This is a genomic window from Nonomuraea sp. NPDC004580 (genome assembly GCF_040609855.1).
GTDB classification, from domain to species: Bacteria; Actinomycetota; Actinomycetes; order Streptosporangiales; family Streptosporangiaceae; genus Nonomuraea; species Nonomuraea salmonea.
In genome coordinates, this window is the sequence record NZ_JBEXLH010000008.1 from 20,405 (window position 1) to 45,010 (window position 24,606).

The 24,606-nt window shown below is 70.3% G+C and carries 20 protein-coding genes; 9 read left to right on the forward strand and 11 right to left on the reverse strand.

Features of this window, described 5'->3' with window-relative positions; all coding sequences use genetic code 11:
- Positions 1-376: 376 nt before the first annotated feature.
- Complete coding sequence (corA, locus tag ABZW11_RS11440; RefSeq protein ID WP_355415225.1) at positions 377-1,420, forward strand: magnesium/cobalt transporter CorA; 1,044 nt, start codon at positions 377-379, stop codon at positions 1,418-1,420.
- Here corA and ABZW11_RS11445 read toward each other — a convergent pair whose 3' ends face one another.
- Entirely contained in the window at positions 1,421-2,326 is a 906-nt protein-coding gene (locus tag ABZW11_RS11445; RefSeq protein WP_355415227.1) for a glycerophosphodiester phosphodiesterase family protein, read from the reverse strand.
- 109 nt (positions 2,327-2,435) lie between these two features.
- Here ABZW11_RS11445 and ABZW11_RS11450 point away from each other — a divergent pair, with 109 nt between their 5' ends.
- Complete coding sequence (locus tag ABZW11_RS11450; protein ID WP_355415229.1) at positions 2,436-3,113, forward strand: GNAT family N-acetyltransferase; 678 nt, start codon at positions 2,436-2,438, stop codon at positions 3,111-3,113.
- A 6-nt stretch (positions 3,114-3,119) separates the two neighbouring features.
- Here ABZW11_RS11450 and ABZW11_RS11455 read toward each other — a convergent pair whose 3' ends face one another.
- From ABZW11_RS11455 to fbaA, 4 genes are all read right to left on the reverse strand, one after another.
- The gene (locus ABZW11_RS11455) at positions 3,120-3,524 is read right to left on the reverse strand and encodes a restriction endonuclease subunit S (RefSeq protein ID WP_355415231.1); all 405 of its coding nucleotides are present in this window, start codon (positions 3,522-3,524) and stop codon (positions 3,120-3,122) included.
- On the reverse strand, positions 3,521-4,804 hold the full coding sequence (locus ABZW11_RS11460; RefSeq protein WP_355415233.1) for an adenylosuccinate synthase: 1,284 nt from the start codon (positions 4,802-4,804) through the stop codon (positions 3,521-3,523). The genes ABZW11_RS11455 and ABZW11_RS11460 overlap by 4 nt, the downstream gene beginning before the upstream one ends.
- A 99-nt stretch (positions 4,805-4,903) precedes the next feature.
- Positions 4,904-5,314 (reverse strand): DUF3151 domain-containing protein, encoded by a 411-nt coding sequence (locus tag ABZW11_RS11465; protein WP_355415235.1) that lies wholly within the window; start codon positions 5,312-5,314, stop codon positions 4,904-4,906.
- Positions 5,315-5,348: 34 nt separating this feature from the next.
- Complete coding sequence (gene fbaA / locus ABZW11_RS11470) at positions 5,349-6,371, reverse strand: class II fructose-bisphosphate aldolase (protein WP_355415237.1); 1,023 nt, start codon at positions 6,369-6,371, stop codon at positions 5,349-5,351.
- A gap of 130 nt (positions 6,372-6,501) precedes the next feature.
- On the opposite strand from fbaA, the gene ABZW11_RS11475 reads away from it, so the two are divergent.
- Positions 6,502-7,215 carry a VTT domain-containing protein gene (locus ABZW11_RS11475; protein WP_355415239.1) on the forward strand — a complete coding sequence of 238 codons (714 nt, stop codon included), beginning with the start codon at positions 6,502-6,504 and terminating at the stop codon, positions 7,213-7,215.
- A gap of 64 nt (positions 7,216-7,279) precedes the next feature.
- The gene (locus ABZW11_RS11480; RefSeq protein ID WP_355415241.1) at positions 7,280-7,753 is read left to right on the forward strand and encodes a hypothetical protein; all 474 of its coding nucleotides are present in this window, start codon (positions 7,280-7,282) and stop codon (positions 7,751-7,753) included.
- Between the two features lie 92 nt (positions 7,754-7,845).
- Here ABZW11_RS11480 and pyrE read toward each other — a convergent pair whose 3' ends face one another.
- Entirely contained in the window at positions 7,846-8,379 is a 534-nt protein-coding gene (gene pyrE, locus ABZW11_RS11485) for an orotate phosphoribosyltransferase (RefSeq protein ID WP_355415243.1), read from the reverse strand.
- A 252-nt stretch (positions 8,380-8,631) separates the two neighbouring features.
- On the opposite strand from pyrE, the gene ABZW11_RS11490 reads away from it, so the two are divergent.
- Both ABZW11_RS11490 and ABZW11_RS11495 read left to right on the forward strand, forming a co-directional pair.
- On the forward strand, positions 8,632-11,007 hold the full coding sequence (locus tag ABZW11_RS11490; RefSeq protein ID WP_355415245.1) for a sigma-70 family RNA polymerase sigma factor: 2,376 nt from the start codon (positions 8,632-8,634) through the stop codon (positions 11,005-11,007).
- 186 nt (positions 11,008-11,193) lie between these two features.
- Positions 11,194-12,561, forward strand: a complete 1,368-nt coding sequence (locus ABZW11_RS11495; protein ID WP_355415247.1) for an NYN domain-containing protein — start codon at positions 11,194-11,196, stop codon at positions 12,559-12,561.
- Between the two features lie 26 nt (positions 12,562-12,587).
- Here the strand turns inward: ABZW11_RS11495 and ABZW11_RS11500 are convergent, their stop codons facing one another.
- Positions 12,588-13,217 (reverse strand): response regulator, encoded by a 630-nt coding sequence (locus tag ABZW11_RS11500; protein ID WP_355415249.1) that lies wholly within the window; start codon positions 13,215-13,217, stop codon positions 12,588-12,590.
- 3 nt (positions 13,218-13,220) lie between these two features.
- Positions 13,221-17,414 (reverse strand): HAMP domain-containing protein, encoded by a 4,194-nt coding sequence (locus tag ABZW11_RS11505; protein WP_355415251.1) that lies wholly within the window; start codon positions 17,412-17,414, stop codon positions 13,221-13,223.
- Between the two features lie 471 nt (positions 17,415-17,885).
- Between ABZW11_RS11505 and ABZW11_RS11510 the strand changes: the two genes are divergently transcribed.
- Entirely contained in the window at positions 17,886-19,079 is a 1,194-nt protein-coding gene (locus tag ABZW11_RS11510) for a GAF domain-containing SpoIIE family protein phosphatase (RefSeq protein WP_355415253.1), read from the forward strand.
- Between the two features lie 116 nt (positions 19,080-19,195).
- Here ABZW11_RS11510 and ABZW11_RS11515 read toward each other — a convergent pair whose 3' ends face one another.
- The 3 genes from ABZW11_RS11515 to rho all read right to left on the reverse strand — a co-directional run bounded on the left by ABZW11_RS11515 (position 19,196) and on the right by rho (position 23,262).
- Complete coding sequence (locus ABZW11_RS11515) at positions 19,196-20,962, reverse strand: prolyl oligopeptidase family serine peptidase (protein ID WP_355415255.1); 1,767 nt, start codon at positions 20,960-20,962, stop codon at positions 19,196-19,198.
- A 144-nt stretch (positions 20,963-21,106) separates the two neighbouring features.
- Entirely contained in the window at positions 21,107-22,135 is a 1,029-nt protein-coding gene (locus ABZW11_RS11520; protein WP_355415257.1) for a putative RNA methyltransferase, read from the reverse strand.
- A 20-nt stretch (positions 22,136-22,155) separates the two neighbouring features.
- Entirely contained in the window at positions 22,156-23,262 is a 1,107-nt protein-coding gene (gene rho / locus ABZW11_RS11525; RefSeq protein WP_355415259.1) for a transcription termination factor Rho, read from the reverse strand.
- 421 nt (positions 23,263-23,683) lie between these two features.
- On the opposite strand from rho, the gene ABZW11_RS11530 reads away from it, so the two are divergent.
- Positions 23,684-23,827, forward strand: a complete 144-nt coding sequence (locus ABZW11_RS11530) for a hypothetical protein (protein WP_355415261.1) — start codon at positions 23,684-23,686, stop codon at positions 23,825-23,827.
- 9 nt (positions 23,828-23,836) lie between these two features.
- A complete protein-coding gene (locus ABZW11_RS11535; protein WP_355415263.1) occupies positions 23,837-24,580 on the forward strand; it encodes an MBL fold metallo-hydrolase in 744 nt (247 codons plus the stop codon).
- The last annotated feature ends 26 nt before the right edge of the window (positions 24,581-24,606 follow it).

Below are 24,606 nucleotides of genomic sequence, written 5' to 3' on the forward strand. Positions count from 1 at the left end.
CGGAATGCCGGAATAGGCAAGAAACTTTGTGGAGTTCTCCCTAGGCGGGGGCCTGGGGACGAGTATCGTCGAAGAGGTTCTTCCCGCCTGTGGTAGGTTAGGGCGGCTTTGCGGCGTCTCGCGTGATTGGAGGTGGTCCGGGATGAATCCTGGTGATCCCAGCAGTACGTGCTCGCACACGTACGCCGTGCATACCCCCGACCACTCCAACTCGGCAGCCTGATCGTGCCTCCACGCATCCGTGTTTGATTGAGGTGACTTCGTCGCGCGTGGAGCGTGCCTGGTCGGGCGGAAAGGGACTGCCATGCGCTCGTCCACCCTTTTCCGTCGCATCAACCGACACTCCTCCGTACCCTCGCGTGCTCCCCGCCAGCACGTGAAGCCCGCCTCCCACGTCCACGTGCCGCCCGGCGACTCCGTCGTCGAGTTCGGCGCCTACGTCCAGGGCAAGAAGGTGCCGGCCACCGGCATCAACGAGGCGCTCGACCTCGTACGCGGGCACAATGCCGCCTCTGAGGGCGGCGCCAACGCCTTCGTCTGGGTCGGCCTGCACGAGCCCGCCGCCCCCGAGGTCGAGTGGCTGGCCGGCGTCTTCGGCCTGCACCCCCTCGCGGCCGAGGACGCCGTCAAGGCCCACCAGCGTCCCAAGGTCGAGCGCTACGGCGACTCGCTGTTCATGGTGCTCAAGACCATCGCCTACCTCGACCACGACGAGCTGACCGGCAACAGCGAGATCATCGCCACCGGCGAGATCATGGTGTTCCTCGGCGCGGACTTCGTGGTGACCGTGCGCCACGGCCGGCACTGCCCGCTCAGCGGCGTCCGCGAGCGCCTGGAGGACCGGCCCGAGCTGATGAACCGCGGCCCGGCAGGCGTCCTGCACGCCATCGCCGACCACGTGGTCGACCAGTACCTGCAGGTGGCCGACCTGATGCAGCTGGAGCTCGAGGAGGTCGAGGCCACCGTCTTCGCCGACGTCAGCTCCCGCGACATCAACCGGATCTACCAGCTCAAGCGCGAGATGCTGGAGATGAAGCGGGCGGTCACGCCGCTGCAGGCGCCGCTGTCGGCACTGCCGCAGCGCCGCGTCGTCCCTTCGGAGATGCGCGAATACTTCCGCGACGTCGGCGACCACCTGTCGCGGGTGTGCGAGCAGGTGGAGTCGTCGAACGAGCTGTGCAGCTCGATCCTGCAGGCCGCGCTGGCACGCTCTAACGCCCTCGCCAACGAGGACATGCGCAAGATCTCGTCCTGGGTGGCGATCCTGGCCGTGCCCACGATGATCGCCGGCATCTACGGCATGAACTTCGACTTCATGCCCGAGACCCAGACGGTGTGGGGCTATCCGGCGGTGCTGGCCGTCATGGCGACGGCCTGCGTGCTGCTGCACCGGGGCTTCCGCCGCAACGGCTGGCTCTAGCTAGACGCCCACCGGCTTGAGCGGGCCGACCGGATCGGGCAGCTCAAGCCCCCGCTCCCGCCACAGGTCCCGCATCCGGTCGGGGTAGTCGGTCACGATGCCGGCCGCGCCCAGATCGAGCATCCTGGCCGCCAGGGCCGGGTCGTTGACGGTCCACACCGCGACGTCGAGCCCGGCGGCCCGCGCCTGAGCCATCAGCGTCTCGTCGACCATGATGTGCTCGGGCGAGAGCGTGGTGGCGCCCGCGTCGCGCGCCGCCGCCGGCACGTCGTCGCCGACGCCCTCGTTCCAGTGGAGGGTGTCGAGCTCGATGAGCGCGAAGCGCCGGGTGCCCGGCGCCAGCTCGGCGGCGTGCCTGATGATGCGCCAGTCGAAGCTGAGCACGGCCGCGTTGTCGAGCCTGCGGTGCCTGTCGAGCTCTTCGAGCACCATCTCGGTGAACAGCCGCGGGTCGGACGTCAGGTGCGGTCGCGTGGGGTCGGACTTCAGCTCGACGTGCACGCGGACGCCGTCGGCCTCGTAGGCGTTGATCAGCCCCAGCACCGCGCCGAGCGTCGGCATGCGGGTCTCGGGCATGGGGACCTGCGTCAGGGCGAACGGGTCGTCGGGGTGGCGCGGCAGGCGTACGCCCACGTCGAGCGTGCGCAGCTGCGCCAGCGTCAGGGAGTTGATGGGCTTGCCGACGTAGGGATAAAGGGGATCGCCGGGGTGGGCCGGACGCCGGTCGGCGCTGGTGACGGCCGAGACCGTGAGGTCGTGCGTGAGCACGAGCCGGCGGTCGGCGGTGAGCGCGACGTCGAGCTCCAGCGCGTGGACGCCCAGCTCCATCGTGCGGCTCATCCCGGGCAGGGTGTTCTCGGGCCAGAGGCCGCGAGCCCCCCGGTGACCATGTATCTCAACGCGCACAACCGGGACCCTACCTGGCCGGGGGCCCTCTCAGGCAGTGCCACGCCGTGTCCTTTTTATCCGGGTACGCCCGGTCGGGCGGATCGGGTCAGACAATAGGCTGTTCTTCATGACGGAGGTTCTCAAAGCAGCCCATTTCCCGACAGTCCGGGCATGGGTTGATGGGTGGGTCATCTCCCGCAAAGCTCCCAGGCCCGTACGCGAGCCCTGGGGCCTGCGCGTGGACGTCGGACTGCCCGGTCACGTGGCCCGCCACATCGTGGCCGCGCCGACCCCCGAGATCCTCCGCCGCCTGACGGCCACCATCCGCACGCCCGGCACCTGGCTCAAGCTCTGCGCCCCCGCCGAGGCCGTCGCCCCGCTGCTGCCTGAGCGCTGGTCGGTCCAGGACCCGGAATTCATGATGACCATCCGGCTCGGGAGCATGCCACTGACCCCGGCTGCCCGGCTCGGGGGCGCCGCGCCACCGGCCCCGGCCGGCTACCACCTGGCCGTCACCACCAGGGCGGGCGTCACGGCGGTGCGCCTGCTGACGCCCGCGGGCGAGGTCGCCGCGCGCGGCCAGTTCGCGGTCGCGGGCACCACCGCCGTGGTGGACCAGGTGGAGACCGGCGCCGGCCACCGCAGACGCGGACTGGGTACGGCCATCATGCGCACGATCGCCGCCACGGCGGCGCTGCGTGGCGCGCGCACCGGCGTCCTGGTGGCCACCGCCGAGGGCCGGGCACTGTACGAGACGCTCGGCTGGCGGCTGCACACCCCGATGACCGCCGCCGTCCTCACCTGAGAGGCGTCACTCCTCCTCGCCAGGGGCGATCACAGCTCCGGAGATCAGAAGCGGAAGCAGCGTGTCGCGAAGTGCGGCGGTCGCCTCCGCGATCCGTTCGTGTGCCTCGATTTTCTCGCTCAAGGTGTGGAGCGCGTGGCCGATTGACCGTTGCACCTCCTGAGGAGGGAGCGCCACGGGCAAGGTGCCCAGGACGGTGGTGCTGATGCTGGGGATCGGGCTTCGCACGGAGTTGCGTGTCAACCAGTCCAGGACCGCGGGATGGCTCAGATAGTTGTTCAGATAGTGACGATCGACTCCCTCGCGAAGGCAGTTCGGGCCGGACGTCGAGGTCGTCGCCCCGCCCGAGGCCCGCGCGGAGATCGTCACGGCAGCCGCCGAGATCTCCGCGCGGTACTCATGATCCGTCACACCAGCGGGCGCACCACGATCGTCTGGTCGCGGCCAGGGCCCACGCCGATGGCCGAGATCGGGGCGCCGCTCATCTCCTCCAGCGTGCGCACGTACGCCTGCGCGTTCGGCGGCAGGTCCTCGAACGACTTGGCGCTGGAGATGTCCTCCTGCCAGCCGGGGAACTCCTCGTAGATCGGCTTCGCGTGGTGGAAGTCGGTCTGCGTCATCGGGATCTCGTCGTGCCGCACGCCGTCCACCTCGTACGCCACGCACACCGGGATCCGCTCCAGGCCCGACAGCACGTCGAGCTTGGTGAGGAAGTAGTCGGTGATGCCGTTGATCCTGGTCGCGTAGCGGGCGATCACCGCGTCGAACCAGCCGCAGCGCCGGTTGCGGCCGGTGGTGACGCCGTACTCGCCGCCGGTCTTGCGCAGCCACTCGCCGACCTCGTCGGTCAGCTCGGTCGGGAAGGGACCGGAGCCGACGCGCGTGGTGTACGCCTTGAGGATGCCGATGATCTTCGTGAGCCGGTTCGGCGGGATGCCCGCGCCCGCGCACGCACCGCCCGAGGTCGGGGAGGAGGAGGTGACGAACGGGTACGTGCCGTGGTCGATGTCCAGCAGCGTGCCCTGGCCGCCCTCAAGCAGCACGAACTTGTCCTCGTCCAGCGCCTTCGACAGCACCAGCGAGGTGTCGGCGATGTGCGGCTTGAGCCGCTCGGCGTAGGCGAGGTACTCGTCCAGCACCGCCGCGGGGTCGATGCCGCGGCGGTTGTAGACCTTGGTCAGCACCTGGTTCTTCTCGGTGAGCGCGACCTCGATCTTCTTCGCCAGGATGCCCGGGTCGAGCAGGTCCTGGACGCGCACGCCCATCCGGGCGATCTTGTCTCCGTACGCTGGCCCGATGCCGCGTCCGGTGGTGCCGATCCTGGCCTTGCCCAGGTAGCGTTCGGTCACCTTGTCGAGGGCCTTGTGGTGCGGCATGATCAGGTGCGCGCTCGCCGAGATCAGCAGCCGCTCGGCGGAGATGCCCCGCTCGGCCAGCCCGTCGATCTCGCTGAGCAGCACTCCCGGGTCGATCACCACGCCGTTGCCGATCACCGGCACCACCTCCGGCGACAGGATCCCCGTGGGGAGCAGGTGCAGCGCGTACTTCTGATCACCGATGACCACGGTGTGACCCGCGTTGTTGCCCCCCTGATAGCGGACGACGTAGTCGACGTCGCCACCGAGCAGGTCGGTGGCCTTGCCCTTGCCCTCATCGCCCCACTGGGCACCCACGAGAACGGCAGCCGGCATGGTTCAGTCTCCCGAGCACAAAACGAAAACCCCTGACGCAAGCGCGACAGGGGCTCTTGCGTAGAGAGACTACCCGAACGTGCCTATTCGTCCCAAGAGTTAGCCCTTGGTCAGCGCGTCGTAGCCGGTCGCCGTGCTGTCCTTGAGGAACTGCAGGCACCGCTCGGCCTCGTCCTTCTCGCCGATCGCCTGCGCGGCGCGGAACAAGGCGTAGAGGCAGCGCAGGAAACCCCGGTTGGGCTCATGCTCCCAGGGGATGGGCCCATGTCCCTTCCAGCCGCTGCGGCGCAACGCGTCGAGCCCGCGGTGGTAGCCCGTACGGGCGAAAGCGTAGGAGGTCACGGCGTGGCCCTGAGCGAAGTATTCCTCCGCGAGAGCAGCCCAGGCCGCCGGATAGGCGGGGAAACGCGCGGCCACGTCGGCGGCCTTGGCACCGGATTCCAGTGCCTGCCTGGCCTCGGGGAGGTCCGGCAGCTGAGTCGGGGGCGGCCCGGCGAGAAGGTTATCCATAGGACAAGTCATACCCGCCGCGCCGCCCAAATGACTAGGAGATCTTCGTCCCAGCGCTCTTCAGGCTCTGGCACGCCTCGACCACGCGGGCGGCCATGCCGGCCTCGGCGGCCTTGCCGTACGAGCGGGGGTCGTAGGTCTTCTTGTTGCCGACGTCACCGTCGACCTTGAGCACGCCGTCGTAGTTGCGGAACATGTGGTCGGCGATCGGGCGGGTGAAGGCGTATTGCGTGTCGGTGTCGACGTTCATCTTCACCACCCCGTACGAGATGGCCTCCTGGATCTCCTCGAGCAGCGAGCCCGAGCCGCCGTGGAAGACCAGGTCGAACGGCTTGTCCTTGCCGTACTTCGCGCCCACCGCGTCCTGGATCTCCTTGAGCACGCTCGGCCGCAGCTTGACGTGGCCCGGCTTGTAGACGCCGTGCACGTTGCCGAACGTGGCGGCCAGCATGTAGCGGCCCTTGTCGCCCACGCCCACGGCCTCGGCGGTGGCCAGCGCGTCCTCGGCCGTCGTGTAGAGCTTCTCGTTGATCTCGCCGACGACGCCGTCCTCCTCGCCGCCGACGACGCCGATCTCCATCTCCATGATGATCCGCGCCCTGGCGCACTTCTCCAGGAGTTCCTTGGCGATCTCCAGGTTCTCGTCGAGCGGAACGGCGGAGCCGTCCCACATGTGCGACTGGAAGAGCGGGTCGAGGCCCTTGGAGACCCGCTCCAGCGAGATGTCGATCAGCGGCCGCATGAAGCCGTCGAGCTTGTCCTTCGGGCAGTGGTCGGTGTGCAGCGCCACCGTGACGGGGTATTTCGCGGCCACCACCCGCGCGTACTCGGCGAGCGCCGTCGCGCCCGTGACCATGTCCTTGACCGTGGCGCCCGAGAGGAACTCCGCACCGCCTGTGGAGACCTGCACGATGCCGTCGCTCTCGGCCTCGGCGAAGCCGCGCAGTGCGGCGTTCAGCGTCTGGGAGGAGGTCACGTTGATCGCCGGGTAGGCGAATCCACCGGCCTTGGCCCGGTCGAGCATCTCAGCGTAGACCTCTGGAGTCGCAATAGGCATGATTCATCTCCCTGAGAAGTTACGGCATCGCGCCAGGGCCCAGTATCCCGGCTCACTACCCGCTGTGGTAGAGACAACGCGCGCTTGATGGTCATCTGGCGCATCCCGGCTACAGGTAGGCTCTCCCCCCGTGGACTCGCTCTTGAATCTCCTTGACCCGACATGGTGGCTGACCCTTTTGGGGGCTTTTGCCACTATCGGAGTGCTCGCCATCATCTTCGCCGAAACGGGGCTCCTGCTCGGGTTCTTCCTGCCTGGCGACTCGCTGCTGGTGGCGGCGGGGATTTTCAGTGCGGCCGAGGTCGCGAAAGGGATGGGCATCGAGCCGCTTTCTTTCCCCCTTCTCGTGATCGGCACACCCCTCTGCGCCATCGCCGGCGCTCAGCTCGGGCATTTCCTGGGTGCACGATTCGGCCGCAGGATGTTCGACAAACCCGATTCGCGGCTGTTCAAGCGGGACCACGTGGTCAGGGCAGAGGAGTTCTTCGAGAAGTTCGGTCCCGCCAAGGCGGTCATTCTGGCGAGGTTCGTACCGATCGTCCGCACGTTCATGAATCCCGTCGCCGGCGTGCTCGGCATGAGCCCCAAGCGTTTCTTCCTCTGGAACGTCATCGGCGGCCTCGTCTGGGTCGAGGGCCTGCTCTTCCTCGGCTACTTCCTCGGCGGCCAGGTCGACCCCAAGCAGATCGACAAGTACATCCTGCCCGGCGTCTTCCTCATCGTGCTCATCTCGCTGATCCCGATCTTCGTCGAGACCATCAAGCACCGCAGGGCCGGCAAGCAGCTCCCCGAGCCCAGCGGCAAGCACCACCGCGTGCCGACGGGCTTCGACGGCCAATTCTGACCGCCCGCCGCCCGGCCGCTCATGAGCCGGGCGGGGCGGATCATCTCCAGGTACGCTGCCCCCTGTGGGACGCCACAGGTCTGAACCGATGGGCCTCGCCCGATTAGCGCTCCTCGTCCTGGGCGCGTCAGCGGTGGTGGCACTCCTGTTCGTCGGCGGGCGGGCGCTGCTCGGCTCGGTCGGCTCGATCGGCGAGGCCGCCCCCGAGCGCCCGCGCGAGCGTGCCCCCGCCACCGGCACCGCAACGGCCACGCCTGACGCGACCTCTGACGCCACCCCGTCGAGCGCCGCGCGGGTGCCCACCGTACGCATCGAATGCCTCGCCGAGACCTGCCCCCTGGTCACGGTCCGCGTACCGGGCGGCGACGTGCTCCACTACCGCGACATGAGCCGCGGCGAGGAGGTCAGCTACTTCGAGCCGGAACTGGACGTGGTCCTGACCGACGCCGGCACCGTCCGCGTGACGGAGAACGGCAAGCCCCGCGAACAGGGCACCCAAGGCGAACGCGAAGCCTTCACGGTCACGTCCCCCGACTGACGGGCGGGGCGGCCAGAGGCGGGGCCGGCCGGCGGGCACGCGAGCCGGGCCGGAACCCGGCGCCGGCCGGCGCGCAGGACGCGCAAGCCGAGCTAGAGGCCGAGATCGGCCAGTGTGTAACCCGTGCGGTATTCGAGTCCTTCTGCCGTGATGCGCTCGGTGGCGCCGCGGTCGACGATCGTCGCGACGGCCACCACCTCGGCGCCCGCCTCGCGCAACGCCTCCACAGCGGTCAGCGGGGACGACCCCGTGGTGGAGGTGTCCTCGACGACCAGCACCCGCCGCCCCTTGACCTCAGGCCCCTCGATCCGCCGCTGCATGCCATGGGCCTTCTGCGCCTTGCGCACCACGAACGCATCGAGCGTCCGCCCCCGCGCCGCCGCAGCGTGCAGCATCGCGACCGCCACCGGGTCGGCCCCCATGGTGAGCCCGCCGACGGCGTCGTAGCCGAGGTCGGCGGTCAGGTCGAGCATCACCCGCCCGACGAGCGGCGCCGCCACACCGTCGAGCGTGATGCGCCGCAGGTCGAGATAGAAGTCGGCCTCCTTGCCGGAGGACAGGATGACCTTGCCGTGCACGATGGCCTTCTTCTTGATCTCGGCCAGGAGGGTGTCGCGATCCGTCATGCGCCCAAGCTTAGGCTCCACCCCACCCCCGCGAGGGCCCAGCCCTGCCCGCTCGGCCCTGCCCGCTCGGCCCTGCCCGCTCGGCCCTGCCCGCTCGGCCCTGCCCGCTCGGCCCTGCCCGCCCAGCACCGCACGCGCGGGCGCGAGCCTGGGGTTCCGACGGGTGCTGGAGTAAAGGCGCATACCCGGTTTAGTCATTGGGGAGAGTGCGGAATGATTGCGCGGGCAACCCCGCGTAATCGTGAGGTCACTATGGGTACTGAATCGCCGCAGGGCGACGCAGAGCTGCTTCAGGCGGTCAGAGAGGGCAACGCCGCTGCTTACGGGCAGCTCTACGAGCGTCACGTGGCGGCGGCGCGCGCCCTGGCCCGGCAGCTCGTCAGGAGCGCCGAGGTCGAGGACGTCGTGGCGGAGGCGTTCACGAAGATCCTCGACCTGGTCGGCAGGGGCGGCGGGCCCGACTCGGGGTTCCGCACCTACCTGCTCACCGTCGTGCGCCGCACGGTCCACGACCGGTCGCGCGTCGAGAGCCGCCAGGTGAGTACGGGCGAGATCGAGCAGTACGACCCGGGTGTGCCTTTCGTCGACCCCGCCCTCGTGGGGCTGGAGAAGTCGCTGATCGCCAGGGCGTACCTGTCGCTGCCCGAGCGATGGCGGGCCGTGCTGTGGCACACCGAGGTCGAGCGGGCCAGGCCGGTGGAGGTGGCGCCGCTGCTGGGGTTGTCGGCCAACGGCGTGGCGGCGCTGGCGTACCGGGCGAGGGAGGGGCTGCGGCAGGCGTACCTGCAGATGCATCTGGGCGCGCCGCCGCAGCGCGAGTGCCGTCCTGTGCTGGGCAAGATGGGCGCCTACGTACGCGGCGGGCTGGCGCGGCGCGACTCCAAGACGGTGGACGACCACGTCAAGGCGTGCGAGGAGTGCCATGGGGTGCTGCTCGAGCTGACCGACGTCGACAGGGGCCTGCGCGTCATGGTGGGCCCGCTGATCGCCGGGCCGATGTTCGGCGGCTACGCGGCGGCGCTGGCCAAGGTGATGGCGGGCGGCGGCGCCGGGGGCCTGCTGGGCGTGGTGCGGCGGCTGCGCCGGGCCCCCAGGCAGCAGCAGGCCATGCTGGCGGGCGGCACGGCGGTGCTGGTGGCCACGGCGGCCGGGCTGCTGCTGGTCTCCGACGAGCGACCGCTGCGGGCCGAACCGCCCGCGTTCACGCCGGTCGCGCAGTCGCCCGCCACGCCCGATCCGGTGCAGGTCGAGGCGCCCCCCGAGACTCCGGTCCCGGTACGCGCCCCGACGCCCAGCGAGGCACCTGCCCGAGTGCCACCGCCGGCCGACCCCGAACCGAAACCGGGCCCCGCCCGACTGCGTGCCACGATCGAGCCGCTGGGCGCCCTCGTCCGCGCCGAGCCCGGCATGATCGCCCTCCGCCTCCACAACCACGGCGGTTCCCCGAGCGCCACCCTGGCCGCCGACGTCCGCTTGCCGGCCGGCGTGACCCTCATCCCCGCCACGAAGGGCGGCCCGGGCTTCGCCGTCGCTGGGCCGGTGCGGATGGTGGATGGGTGGAGTTGCCGGCCCGCCGCGGGCGGGGCCAGGTGTCTCAGGAAGGCGCTGGCGGCCGGCCAGGGCACGGCGGTGTTCCTTCGCGTGGCGGTGGCAGGAGAGGCGCCTCAGAGCAAGGGGCCTTCCGTGCTCGTCGCGGCCGGGGGGCTTCGGGTGCGGGCCAGAGCCGAGCACGGCGTACGGGCGACGGGAGCGCCGGCCAGGTTCGCCACCGATGGGCGGGTGAGTGTGAGGGCGATCGGCAACACGCTCCTGAGCTGCCCGCGTAACGCCATGAGCTGCGCCGAGGCCCGCAGGAGGGCCGGCACCCAGCGTGACAACGACCTGTGGCCGATGAGCGCGCTCGACCTGGACGACCGGCCGGAGACCGAGTCGTCGAGCGGCGCGGCGCTGACGTTGCCGAAGGGCGGCGAGATCGTGTGGGCGGGGCTCTACTGGTCGGCGGCCGGTGAGGAGGCGGGGCCGATCAGGCTGCGCCCGCCGGGCCGGCGGCACTACGTGACGGTCAGGCCCGCCGACGTGGCGGTCCGCGAGCTGCCCCCTGGTCCGGTCTACCAGGCGTTCGCCGACGTCAGCGACCTCGTGGCGGGCGTGCGCAGGAGCGGCACGTGGTGGGCCGCCGACGCCCCCATGCGGGAGGGCGCCGCCCGCCACGCCGGTTGGAGCCTGGTGCTCATCGTGACCGACCCGGAGGAGCCGTACAGCCAGGCCATGGTGCTCGACACGGCCACCGTGGTCGGCGGCGCGGCCCGCCGCGTACGCCTCCCGCTCGGCGGCCTCACGCCCGCCGCCGCGCCCGCCAGAGCGGAGCTGGTCGCCTGGGAGGGCGACGCCGACCTCCAGGGCGACAAGGTCTCGCTCGGCTCAGGCCCGCTGACCCCTGTGGGCGGCGGCCGCGACCGCGCGAACGTCTTCGACGGCTCGGCCGGCGGCGTGGCGGAGCTGACCTTCGGCGTGGACGTCGACACGGTCAGCGCCGAGCTCGGCGTCGATCCCGGGCTGACGATCGTCACGGACAAGGACGTGGTCCTGTTCGGGGTGGCCGCGCTGAGTGTGAGGGCGCGGCCGTGACCACAAACGGGACAAACTGGTACGGTTCGCCTGATTGGTCCGGCATGCCGGCGAGCGCTAGTCGAATCGTCGGGATTAAGCCTCGCGCGATCACCTGCTTTCATTACCCTGAGAGAGGGCCGCCGAGTCCGGTCTCTGACGGTGCAGAGCCAGCAAGGTCGGACCACCAGGAAAGGGGCGGGGTCAGTGGATCGCTGCGCGCTGTTCGTGGACGCTGGCTATCTGCTGGCTGATGGCGCGATGGCCGTGCACGGCACGCGTCATCGCGAAGCGGTCGCCTGGGACTACCCGGGGCTGCTCCAGCTGATGACCAGCCTGTCACGCGAGCGCACCGGCCTGCCGCTGCTGCGCTGCTACTGGTACGAAGCGACGGTCGAGGGCCGCCGCACTCCCGAGCACGACGTGCTGGCCGACATCCCCGGCCTCAAGCTGCGGCTCTCACGCATCAGGCCGGGCCGCCGCGAGGGCGTCGACGCCCAGGTGCACCGCGACCTCATGACGCTCGCCCGCAACAACGCCATCTGCGACGCGGTCGTGGTCAGCGGCGACGAGGACCTGGCGCAGGTGGTGTGCGACGCGCAGGACCTCGGCATCAGGGTCAGCGTCATCCACATCGCGGCCGAGGGCGGCTGGGCCGTCTCGCGGTCCCTGCGCCAGGAGTGCGACGACCTGGTCGAGCTGGGGGCGGTCCACCTGCGCCCCTACGTCACGCTGGTCACCGGCGTCACCGAGGCGTCCAACGGCCACCACCAGCCGCTCAGCAACGGCCAGGCCACCCACTCGCTGCCGCCCGCCCAGCCGTCGCAGCCGTCGCTGCCGGCGTCCTCGCTGCCACCCATGCCGAGCGCGCAGACTCCCCAGACGCCGCAGTCCACCGGCAGCCACGCGGCCGGGTCCTCGTCGAGCGGCCAGGCCGCCTCCTCCAGCGGGTCCTCGTCAGGGCGCGGGCAGCAGCAGTCGCCGCCGGTGCTGCCGACGTACGCGAACTACCAGCCCGAGCAGCCGCCCGCGCCCGCGCCCGCCACCGGGCCCATCCAGGCGCAGCCGCAGTCGGGCGGCAACGGCACCGGCCAGTTCCCCGCCCAGCCGAGCACGAGCTACCAGCAGCAGAGCCAGTCGAGCACCAGCTACCAGCAGCCGAGCCAGTCGAGCACGTCGTACCAGCAGCCGAGCCAGGCCGGCCAGTCGAGCACCGGTTACCAGCAGCAGGCCGGGCAGTCGAGCGGCTCCTACCAGCCCGCGCAGCTCGGCCCCTACACCGGCCCCCAGCCCGCGCCGGTCGCCCCGCCCGCCGCCACGGCGGGCGCGACCACGCTGGCCGACGCCGTCAAGGCCGCCCACAGGGAGGGCCACGACTTCGGCGAGTCCGTCGCCCGCGACGCCCCCGCACTCTGGCTAGAGGCGGTCCTCGCCCGCAAGCCTCGCATGCCGTCCGACCTTGAGGCCCGCCTGCTCCAGGGCTCGTCGCTGCCGATCGACTTCCTGCTGCACGACGAGGTACGCCACGCGCTGCGGCGCGGCTTCTGGGACGCTTTGGAACGCGCCCGCCAGTGATCTCTCACCGCCGCGGCGGTGAGAGATCAGGACAGGGCGTCGAAGCCGGCGCGCAGGCGGGTCACGCGCTCGGCGAGATCGGCCAGCGGCACGGCCAGCGCGGGATCCTGTGACTTGCGGGCCAGCTCGCGCACCCTCGCCAGCTCGTCCTCGACGGCCGTCAGCCGCCGCGACAGCTCGGGCAGCACCGACGCCTGATCACCGGCGCCCGGAGGCAGCTCGCCGCTGAGGCGGTCGCGCAGGAGCGTGGCCTGCTCGGCGAGCCGCTTGTTCATGTTGTACAGCTCGGTGAACACCGAGACCTTCGCCCGCAGCACCCACGGGTCGAACGGTTTGGTGAGGTAGTCGACGGCGCCCGCCGCGTAGCCGCGGAAGGCGTAGTCGGGCGCGCTGTCGACGACGGTGAGGAAGATGATCGGGATGTTCCGGGTACGCTCACGCCGCTTGATGTGGGCGGCCGTCTCGAAACCGTCCATGCCGGGCATCCGTACGTCCAGCAGGATCAGCGCGAACTCGGTGTTGAGCAGCGCTTTCAGCGCCTCCTCGCCCGATCTGGCGCGCACCGGCACCAGGTCGAGCGAGCTGAGGATGGCTTCGAGGGCGATCAGGTTCTCCTCGCGGTCATCGACGAGGAGGATCTTGGCACGCTCCGGCATCGATCACGACCCTTCGGATGGTGCTGCGGACGCGTCTGAGGTGCTGCCACGCCCTCGGCTGAGCCAGCCGCGCAGGCGTTCGAGCAGACGGTCGACGTCGACGGGCTTGGGCACGTAGTCGGACGCGCCGGACGCGATGGACTTCTCCCGGTCGCCGCGCATGACCTTGGCGGTCAGCGCGATGATCGGCAGGTCGGCGAACTGCGGCATGCGGCGGATGGCGGAGGTCGTGGCCCAGCCGTCCATCTCCGGCATCATGATGTCCATCAGCACGAGCGCGACGTCCTCGTTCCGTTCGAGCTGTTCGATGCCTTCCCGTCCGTTTTCAGCGTAGACCACCGTGGAGCCGTGTCGTTCCAGCACGCTGGTCAGCGCGAAGACGTTGCGGATGTCGTCGTCGACGATGAGGATCTTCGCACCGTTGAGCGGGTCGTCGCCCTGCCACTGGCTGGGCGTCTCGACGGGCGGCTCGACCAGCTCGGGCATCGGCAGGTCGAGCGGCAGCGGCGGCTCGGGCGTGGCGGCGGCGGTGGGCACCTCCTCCGACGGCGGCGTCATGAGCTGGCGCCGCGAGGCGGAGCCTCCGTCGGTGGCGGCCAGCGGGCCGGTGTAGGAGGCGGGCAGGTAGAGCGTGAACGTGCTGCCCTTGCCCAGCTCGCTGTCGACGTGGATCTCGCCGCCGAGCAGCCGCGCGATGTCGCGGCAGATGGCCAGGCCGAGGCCGGTGCCGCCGTATTTGCGGCTGGTGGTGCCGTCGGCCTGCCGGAACGCCTCGAAGATGACGTCGCGCTTGTCGGGCGCGATGCCGATGCCGGTGTCGATGACCTGGAACGCGAGCAGGTCGTCGGCGTCGTGCAGCGTGTCGTCGTCGAACTGCACGCCGGGCGGCGGCGTGGAGACGCGCAGCTTCACCTCGCCGCGCGGGGTGAACTTGACCGCGTTGGACAGCAGGTTGCGCAGCACCTGCTGCAGCCGCTGCTCGTCGGCGCGCAGCTCCTGCGGCACGTCGGGCTCGACCTCCACGTGGAAGGCCAGCCCCTTGTCCTGGGCCAGCGGCGCGAACGCGGCCTCCAGCAGGTCGACCATCTTCGGCAGCGAGACCTGGATCGGGTGGATGTCCATCCGGCCGGCCTCGACCTTCGACAGGTCGAGCATGTCGTTGATGAGCTGCAGCAGCGCCGAGCCCGCGCTGTGGATCGTGCGGGCGAACTCGACCTGCTGGGAGGTGAGGTTGCCTTCGGCGTTCTCGGTGAGCAGCTTGGCCAGCACCAGCAGGCTGTTGAGCGGCGTGCGCAGCTCGTGCGACATGTTCGCGAGGAACTCGGACTTGTAGCGCGAGGAGACCGCGAGCTGCTCGGCGCGCTCCTCCAGCGTGCGGCGGGCCTGCTCGATCTGGAAGTTCTGGATCTCGATGGCGCGGTTCTGCTTGGCCAGCAGCGCCGCCTTGTCCTCCAGCTCGGCGTTTGACCTGCGCAGCTCCTCCTGCTGGCGCTGCAGCTCGTCGGAGCGTTCCTGCAGCTCGCGGGTGAGCCGCTGCGACTCGGTGAGCAGGTCTTCCGTGCGGGAGTTGGCGATGATCGTGTTCATCGTGACGCCGATGGTCTCGACGAGCTGCGTCAGGAAGTCGAGGTGCACCTCGCCGAACGGCGTGAACGAGGCCAGCTCGAGCACGCCGAGCACGCGGTTCTCGAAGAGGATCGGCAGCACCACGATCTGCGCCGGCGTGGAGCGGCTGAGCCCGCTGTCGATGGTGATGAACTCCGGCGGCACGTCGTCGAGCACGATGTGCCGGCCCTCGGCCGCGGCCTGCCCGACGATGCCCTCGCCGATGGCGAAGCGCCGGCGCGGCCCCCGGTCGGGGCGTACGCCGTAGCCGCCGATGAGGATCAGCTCGTGGTCGCCCTCGGGATCGATGCTGTAGAAGGCGCCGTAGCGGGCCGAGACCAGCGGGGTCAGCTCGCTCATCGTCAGCTTGGCCACTTCGAGCAGGTCGCGGTGGCCCTGCATGAGCCGGGAGATGCGGGCCAGGTTCGACTTGAGCCAGTCTTGCTCCTGGTTGGCCTGCGTGGTCTCGCGCAGGCTGCCCACCATGGAGTTGATGTTGTCCTTGAGCTCGGCCAGCTCGCCCTGCGCCTCGATGGCGATCGAGCGGGTCAGGTCGCCGCGGGCGACGGCGCTGGTCACGGTGGCGATGGCGCGGATCTGGGTGGTGAGGCTGCCCGCCAGCTCGTTGACGCTCTCGGTGAGGCGCTTCCACGTGCCCTCGACGCCCTCGACGCGGGCCTGGCCGCCGAGCTGGCCCTCGGTGCCCACCTCGCGGGCGACTCGGGTGACCTCGGAGGCGAACGACGACAGCTGGTCGACCATGCGATTGACGGTGGTCTTGAGCGCGAGGATCTCGCCCTGGGCGTTGACGTCGATGCGGCGGGTCAGGTCGCCGTTGGCGACCGCGGTGGTCACCTCGGCGATGTTGCGCACCTGGTACGTCAGGTTGTTGGCCATCGAGTTGACGTTGTCGGTGAGGTCCTTCCAGACGCCCGACACGCCCTTCACCCTCGCCTGGCCGCCGAGCTGGCCTTCCGTGCCCACCTCACGGGCGACACGGGTCACCTCGTCGGCGAACGACGACAGCTGGTCCACCATCGTGTTGAGGGTGTCCTTGAGCTGGAGCATCTCGCCCTGGGCGTCGACGGTGATCTTCTTCGACAGGTTGCCCTGCGCCACCGCCGAGGACACCGCGGCGATCTGGCGTACCTGGGAGGTGAGGTTGTTGGCCATCGAGTTGACGTTCTCGGTGAGGTCCTTCCAGACCCCCGACACACCTCTTACCTGTGCCTGCCCGCCCAGCTGTCCTTCCGTGCCGACCTCGCGGGCGACTCGGGTGACCTCGGACGCGAACGACGACAGCTGCTCGACCATCGTGTTCATGGTGGACTTGAGCTCGAGGATCTCGCCCTGCGCGTCGACGTCGATCTTGCGGGTGAGGTCGCCGTTGGCGACCGCGGTGGTGACCTGGGCGATGTTGCGCACCTGGTACGTCAGGTTGGCCGCCATGGAGTTGACGTTGTCGGTGAGGTCCTTCCAGACCCCCGACACGCCCTTGACCTCGGCCCGGCCGCCCAGCTTGCCTTCGGTGCCCACTTCCCGGGCGACTCGGGTGACCTCGTCGGCGAAGGACGACAGCTGGTCCACCATCGTGTTGAGGGTGTCCTTCAGCTGCAGGATCTCGCCCTGGGCGTCGACGGTGATCTTCTTCGACAGGTTGCCCTGGGCCACGGCCGTCGCCACCGTCGCGATGCTGCGCACCTGCGAGGTGAGGTTGTTGGCCATGAAGTTGACGTTGTCGGTGAGGTCTTTCCAGACGCCGGACACGCCGGTCACCTGCGCCTGGCCGCCCAGCTGGCCCTCGGTGCCGACCTCGCGGGCGACTCGGGTGACCTCTTCCGCGAAGCCGGAGAGCTGGTCGACCATCGTGTTGACGGTGTTCTTCAGCTCGAACATCTCGCCCACGGCGTCGACCGTCACCTTACGGCTCAGGTCGCCCTTGGCCACGGCGGTGGTCACCACGGCGATGTCGCGCACCTGCGCCGCCACGCGCGAGGACATCGTGTTGACCGCTTCCGTCAGGTCGCGCCAGCTGCCCGACATGCCGCGCAGGTTGGCGCTGCCGCCCAGGCGGCCCTCGGTGCCGGCCTCGCGCGCCACGCGGGTGACCTCGGAGTTGAACAACGCGAGCTGGTCGACCATGCCGTTGATGGCCTTGCCCAGCCGGCGCACCTCGCCGCGCGCCGACCTGTCGAGGTCGATGCGGCGCGACAGGTCACCCTTGGCGACCGCGTCGATGACGTCGGCCGCGCCGCTCACCGGGCTCACGAGGGCGTCGATGAGCTGGTTGACCGACTCGACGCTCTCCGCCCATGCGCCGACGCCGGGCCCGGGCGACAGCCGCTCGCCGAAGCGGCCCTCCTTGACCACTTCTTTACGTACGCGGGTCAGCTCGTTGGCCAGGTGTTCGCGACGGTCGGCCACTTCGTTGAGCAGCAGCCGCACCTCGCTCAGGATGCCGGGAGGAGCATGAGGAACCCGACGCCGGAAGTCGCCGTCACGCCAAGAGAACAGAGTCTCCAGGATGGGCACGAGATCCGACTCGGTGTACGTCCTCTCCTCCGGGCTTGGCTCGGCCTTGGCCGTGGTCATGGGGCCTCCTTCACTCGCGGCTGGCTCCGGCGAGTGATTCAAGTCTGTCACGATGAGTAGCTCGTAGTCCTGTCCTTGGATTTACCCCAAGTCAGCGGGAAGTGTGGTAGGCACGTGAGGATGACTGCTTCTCCCCATGCGGTGCTCGCTGCGACGTTCGCGCCCGGCGAGGCCGCTGTGACGGCTGCGATGAGGTTCACGCGCGAGGTGATGACCGCGTGGGCCACTGGCGGCATGCTCCACACCGCCGAGCAGGTCGCCGGAGATCTTACCGCGCAGGCCGCTGACGAGCCGTTTGAGGTGATTTGGAAGCATTTCGGGGACGCAGTCCAGGTCGAGCTGCGGCAGCGAAACCTCTCCCAAGGTGATCCGAAGGCTCCTTCCGTGCACGTCGAGGAGTGGGGAGTCACCTTTGCGGGCGATTCCCGTGTCCACTGGGCAAGGCTCACGCTACCTGGCTCCACGGACAGCATGGCAGCCGAATGGATGGAGGAGAGCAGCAGAGGGCCCCACTGGCTGGGCTTCCTCGCCGACGCCAGCGACCTGCTCGCCGGCACGCTCGACCCCGACATGGTGCCGGCCATCATCGCCCAGGTCGTGGTGCCGCGGCTGGCCAACTGGTGCGCCGTCTACACCTCCGACAACAACGCGCCGCCGCGCCCGGTCTATCTGTGGCACGCCGACGAGGCGCGCATCGACGGCCTGCGCGAGCAGCTCACGGAGATGGACGTCGCCGCCGCCGACACCAGGGTCACCTCCACCATCCACCTCGCCGAGTGGCAGGTGCTGGCGGTGCCGCTGATGGCCCGCGGCCGCAGCCTCGGCATGATGTGCCTCGGCCGCCCCGACCGCTTCCCCGACGAGGTCATCCAGTTCGCCGACGACATCGGCAGGCGCGCTGCGCTGGCCATGGACAACGCCCGCCTCTACGCCCAGCAGGCCGCCGCCAACCGGGCGCTGCAGCGCAGCCTGCTGCCGCCCAACGAGCCCGAGGTGCCCGGCCTCGACTACGGCGTCATCTACGAGCCCGCCGGCGAGGCCAACGAGGTCGGCGGCGACTTCTACGACCTGTTCAAGGCCGGCGACGACTCCTGGCGCTTCGCGATCGGCGACGTGTGCGGCACGGGCCCAGAGGCCGCCGCCGTCACCGGCCTGGCCCGCCACACGCTGCGGCTGCTGGCGAGAGAGGGTTACGGCGTGGCCGCCGTGCTCGGCCGGCTCAACCAGGCGATCCTGGAGGAGGGCGAGCGGGCGCGGTTCCTCACGCTGCTGCACGGCGACATCACGCCGGTGGCCGACGGCGGCCTGGAGGTGCGCCTGGTCTCGGCCGGCCATCCCGAGGCGCTGCGGCTCAAGCCGAGCGGCAAGGTCGAGGCGGTCACCACCCCGCAGTCGCTGCTCGGGGTCTTCCACGAGGTCATGTTCGAGGCCGACACCGTGCGGCTCGACCCCGGTGACGTGTTGCTGGCCGTGACCGACGGGGTGACCGAGCGCCGCTCCGGCGGGCGGCTGCTCGACGACGACGGCGGCCTGGCCAAGATGCTGGCCGAGTGTGCGGGCCTGTCGGCCAGGGCGGTGGCCGAGCGCATCCGCAGGGGCGCGGCCGAGTTCGCCTCCGAGCCGAGCGCCGACGACCTCGCGATCGTGGTGCTGCGCGCCCGCTAGCGCCTGCCCGATCATGGCGGGCCCGGGTTCTTGCTGCTCACGTACGTTCTCCAGCCGGGTAACAGGGTGCCGTGATGCTGACATGTTCCCTGACCAGAGGTCAAGCCGCCCTCTCGTCAGGGGCACCCGACGTGCTTGCGCGCGAAGTCGAGCTGCAGGGCCGTCTGCGCGATGCGCTCGGAGACGACCAGCGAGCCGCGGATGGCGTCGTAGGTGTAGACCTCGTGCTCGCGGCCGTGCTCGGCCAGCCTCGCCACGTACTTCTCGATCTGGCGCAGCGGGCAGCGCGTGTCGTTCTCGCCGGCCAGGATCAGCAGCGGGGCCTTGATCTGGTCGACGTACGTGATCGGGGAGCTGGCCGCGTACCGCTCGGGCTGCTCGTCGGGCGAGCCGCCCAGCAGCGCGCGGTGGTAGGCGCGCAGGCTCTCGGCCTCGTCCTCGTACGACGTCTGGTGGCAGGCGATCGGCACCGCGGCGATGCCGCACGCCCACAGGCCGGGCTGGGTGCCGAGGCCGAGCAGCGCGAGGTAGCCGCCCCAGGACGTGCCGGCCAGCACCGTACGCGTGCCGTCCACGATGCCGTGATCGACCACCCACTCGCGCACGGCCGCCACGTCGGCCAGCTCGATGTGTCCGACGTCGCCGTGCAGCGCGTCGCGCCAGTCGGAGCCGTAGCCGGTGGAGCCGCGGTAGTTGACCCGCACCACCGCGAACCCGGCGTCCACCCAGGCCGCGACCTCGGGCGAGAACTCGTCGCGGTCGTGCGAGGTCGGCCCGCTGTGCAGCAGGAACACCGCGGGGTAGGGGGCCGTGCCGGTCTCCGGCCTGGACACCAGCGCGTGGATGCGCCCGCCCTCGCCCTCGACGTCGATGTCCTCGACGGGCACGCTCGGCGGCGCGGGCGGGCCGCCGGCGTTGAGCACGACCTGGCCGCTGGTCGAGCGGATGACCGGCGGGCGCGAGGCGCTCGACCAGGAGTATTCGACGTGGCCGCCGGGCCTCGGCGCGGCCTCCTCGATCACGCCGTGCGGCGTCTCGATGAGGGTCAGCCCGCCGCCTCTGAGGTCGTAGCGGTGCAGGTAGGTGCGGGCGCGGTCGTCGCGCAGGATGAGCAGGCCGCGGCCGTCGTCGTACCACTCGGCCGACAGCTCGCCCGAGTCGCGCAGCCAGATCTCGCGCTGCTCGCCGGTCGCCGGGTCCCAGACGAGGGGCTCGTTGCGTCGGCGGCGCTCGTGCAGGGCCAGCAGGCGGCGGTCGCCGACGACGGGGGCGAAGCTCAGGCCGACCACGCCCTTGCCTGGACCGTCGTGCAGCTCGCCGACCACGCGGCCGTCCTGGCGTATGACGCGCAGCGCGGGGTGGCGGAAGTCGCCGTACTCGCCGTGGTTGATGGCGATGAGGGAACCGTCGAGCGACATGGCGGCCACCCAGGCGGCCTCGGTGTGCTCGTACAGGGTCTCAGTGGGCGCGCCTGGGCGTACGAGGTGGACGCGGAACCTGTCGCCGCTGGCCAGGCTGATGGCGGCGGCGCCGGTGGTGGACAGCGCGATGCCGCTGGGCTGGCCCGGCTCCAGGTCGGTCGCGACCGGCTCGCCCTGGCCGCCGGTGAACGGCTGGCGCCACCATCCGCCGAGCTCGTCACCGTCGGTGTCGGCGAACCAGTAGATCCACTGCCCGGTCGGGTCGATGGCCGCGTACGCGGTGCCCTTGGGCTGGTCGGTGACCTGGCGGGTGGTGCCGGCGACACGGTCCCAGGCGTAGACCTCCCACTTGCCGGTGGCGTTGGAGCGGTAGATGGAGCGGTTCGGGGCCTGGCGCGCCCAGGACGGCAGCGTCATGCGCGACGCCCGGAACCTGGCCTGCCAGCGTTCCTCCGCCTTCATCCGGTGCGCCCCCTCCCATTGATGTCCCGCGCCCCGGGGCGTGGGATGTCGTCCAGTATTGCGCCTGTGCCGGGGAAATTCTCCGATAATGTGGGGGAATTTCGGACTAAATGCCCCATCAGTAACACCAGTCGCACAGGCCCGTCAAGAAACAGGTCTTGATCGGGGCGCCGGTTCGAAGATAGACAGCTGAAACGCCGCACGGGTTACTACGCGCTGTTTTCCCGTGGCGACATTCTTCGCCACAAATGCGGCGATTCGCGCATCGAGGGTGGCCGGCTCGTTATGCCACGCGTTCGGGCCCATGCCGACGACCTGGGCGATGTCACCATGCCCCAGCTCCATCTCGAACTCGATCGAGCGCCGGTCGACCTCCACGAAACCCTCCAGGCTGCGTGCCACCCTGCGCTCCTTCTCCTCATCCACCGAGAGCAGCCCCAGCTGCTCGACCAGCGGACTCAGGTGATGCGGCGCCGGAGTGACGACCACCGCCGCGCCGCCGGGACGCAGGATGCGCCGGAATTCGGGCCCGTTCCTGGGCGCGAACACGTTGATCACCACATCGGCCACCCCGCTCCTGATCGGAAGCGGGCACCACACGTCGGCCACGAACGCCCCTGCCCTGGGATGCACCCGCGCCGCCCGGCGTACAGCGTGCTTCGACACATCGAACGCCATCCCGATGCCATCGTTCATCGCATTGAGCACGGCCGCCAGATAGTGCCCGGTGCCCGTGCCTGCGTCGACCACCACCGGCGAGATCCTGCCCACCACGCCACGGTCGTCGACGATGTCCGGCTCCTGCCCGGGACCTCCTGGCCCCGTGCCGTCACCGGCCTCCACTCCCGCCCCACGGTACGCCCTCAACTCCGCGCCGTCATTCGTTTCGGTAGAGGACTCATGTTCTGCTGGAACGATTCGGCTGCGGACGGCATCGGCGACCGCGTCCGCGAGCGGCGCATAGTGGCCTTTGTCCAGGAAATCGGCTCTGGCCGCCACCATGGCGGCGCTGTCGGCGGTGCCCGGCGGCCGCGATCCGACCAGCAGGCTCACGTATCCCTGCCGCGCCACGTCGAAGGAGTGCCCGGCCGCGCAGCGCAGGGCGGGGCCGTCCAGCCGGAGGTCGGCTCGGCAGACGGGGCAGATGAGGTGTTCGACGATGTCGGCGAGCATGCGGCCATTCTGGTGCACGCTCAGGCGGCGGCGGCTTCCAGGAGGAAGGCGGCGTTGGAGGGCGTCGAGCGCAGCCGCTCCACCAGCACCTCCATCTTGCGGGTCCGCTCCATCGCCGACAGCGAGCGGCGCAGCCGCCAGACGATCTGCCGCTCCTGGTCGTGCAGGAGGATCTCCTCGCGGCGGGTGCCCGAGGCGTCGAGGTCGACGGCGGGGAACAGCCGCCGCTCGGCCAGCTCGCGGGTCAGGTGCAGCTCCATGTTGCCGGTGCCCTTGAACTCCTCGTACAGGCTGTTGTCCATGCGGGAGCCGGTGTCCACGAGCGCGGTGGCGATGATGGTGAGCGAGCCGCCGCCCTCGACGTTGCGCGCGGCGCCGAAGAAGCGCTTCGGCGGATAGAGCGCGCGGGCGTCGATGCCGCCCGTCAGCACGCGGCCGCCGTTGGGCGCCACGTTGTTGTACGCCCGCCCGAGCCGGGTCAGGGAGTCGAGCAGCACCACCACGTCCTGGCCCGCCTCGACGAGCCGCTTGGCCCGCTCGATGACCAGCTCGGCGAGCGCCGTGTGGTCGCGGTCGGGGTGGTCGAAGGTGGAGGCGTAGACCTCGCCGTCGATGCGGGCGCGCATGTCGGTGACCTCCTCGGGCCGCTCGCCCACCAGCAGCACCATCAGGTGCACCTCGGGGTGGTTGCGGGCGATCCCGGCGGCCAGGGCCTGCATGACCATCGTCTTGCCGGCCTTGGGCGGGGCCACGATGAGGCCGCGCTGCCCCTTGCCGATGGGGGCGAACAGGTCGATGACGCGGGTGCTGAGCGACTCGGTCTCGATGCTCAGCCGTTCGGTGGGGTGGATAGGGGTGAGGGCGCCGAAGGCGGGCCTGTCGTGCCAGCCGGACAGGCCGTTGACCGACTCGACGCCGACCAGCTTGTTGCCGGCGAAGCGCGCGGTGACGTGGTCGCCGGGGCGCAGGTCGTACTGGCGGAGCTTCTCGGGCGGGACGCGGACGTCGCCGGGTCCCGGCAGGTGAGCCGCCCTGATGAAAGCGGATTTGTCGCGTACGTCCAGCAGGCCGCTCACAAGGCGGACCTGAGCGGACGAACGCTGCTCGGGAATGGTGTGCACAGACATGGTGGGCCCCTTTGAGGGAGATGCGCCGGATCGTGCGTCACGATCGGCGGTCGTGAAAGAGCGGGCCGCCGCCGTCCAGTGGAAACCGGAAGAGAACGGGCGAAGCCCGAGTCGAGAGAGATCGAAGCGGAGCTGAAGCTCAACGCTTGGTGGGAACATACCACACGATCTGGTTCATACAACGCCTAGCCCTGTTGGGCTATTCCGGGGTCGTTCTCGTGTCTTCGCCCGCGCGGAAGTCTCTGGCGAGTGACAATGTTCTTCGTAGCACCGGCCCGCGAGGGAAATTACCGCAGCCGGTGTATCGAACGGCACAGAGCCCCCATCGGCGCAGCGTCATCGTGTCAAGTGGCATGCAGGATCCCTGCAACTCGATGAGGGTTCCATAGGCACATACGAAGAAACTCCTTGGGGGAGCACCATGAAGACCGTCAGCCGCTGCCCGCGGTGCCACCACGAGCTCGACGAGGGCCCGATCATCTACCGCTGCGCCAACTGCCGCCGCGCCGTCTACGCCGCCGACATCGAGAACGAGTACGTTCCCCGGCAGCCCGTCGCCGCCTAGTCTGGGCGGATGCCGCACCAACCGATCATCACCGGCTCCGGCGTCGAGGTCACACCCCTCTGCGACGCCGTCGGGCCAATGGGGCCGTCGATCCGCCGCCCGCCGGCCGAGCTGTTCCCCGGCTCCGGGCTTCCCGACGAGCCCTGGGTCCTGCACTTCCACTGCTATCTGCTGCGCGACGCCGCCGACCGGCTGACCCTGGTCGACACCGGCATCGGCGCCGCGGACTCCCCGGCCTCCGGCTGGGCGCCGGTCCCCGGCACGCTGAGCGGCGAGCTGGCCGCCGCGGGCGTCACGCCCGCCGAGATCGGCACGGTCATCATCACCCACCTGCACAGCGACCACGCCTCCGGCACGGTCGCCGAGGGCAGGCCGGTGTTCGAGAACGCGCGCCACGTGCTCCAGCGGGCCGAGCTGGACGCCGCCGCGGGCCGCATGCTCGACGAGGTCGTCACCCCGCTCAAGGACCAGCTCCACGTCGTCGAGGGTGACACCGAGGTCGCGCCGGGCGTCCACGTGCACGCCACGCCTGGCCACACTCCCGGGCACCAGATCGCCCGCGCGGGAGAGCTGGCCATGACCGGCGACCTGGTCCTGCATCCGGTGCAGCTCGCCGATCCCGCGATCCGCTACCTCTACGACGAGGACCAGGAGACGGCCGCGCGCACCCGCGCCGACGTGCTCGCCGGGCTCAGGGCGGAGCAGGCGATCCTCGCCACGGCCCACTTCAGCGAGCCGTTCCACCGCCTCTGACGCCGCTTGGAACGCCGGGCCGCACC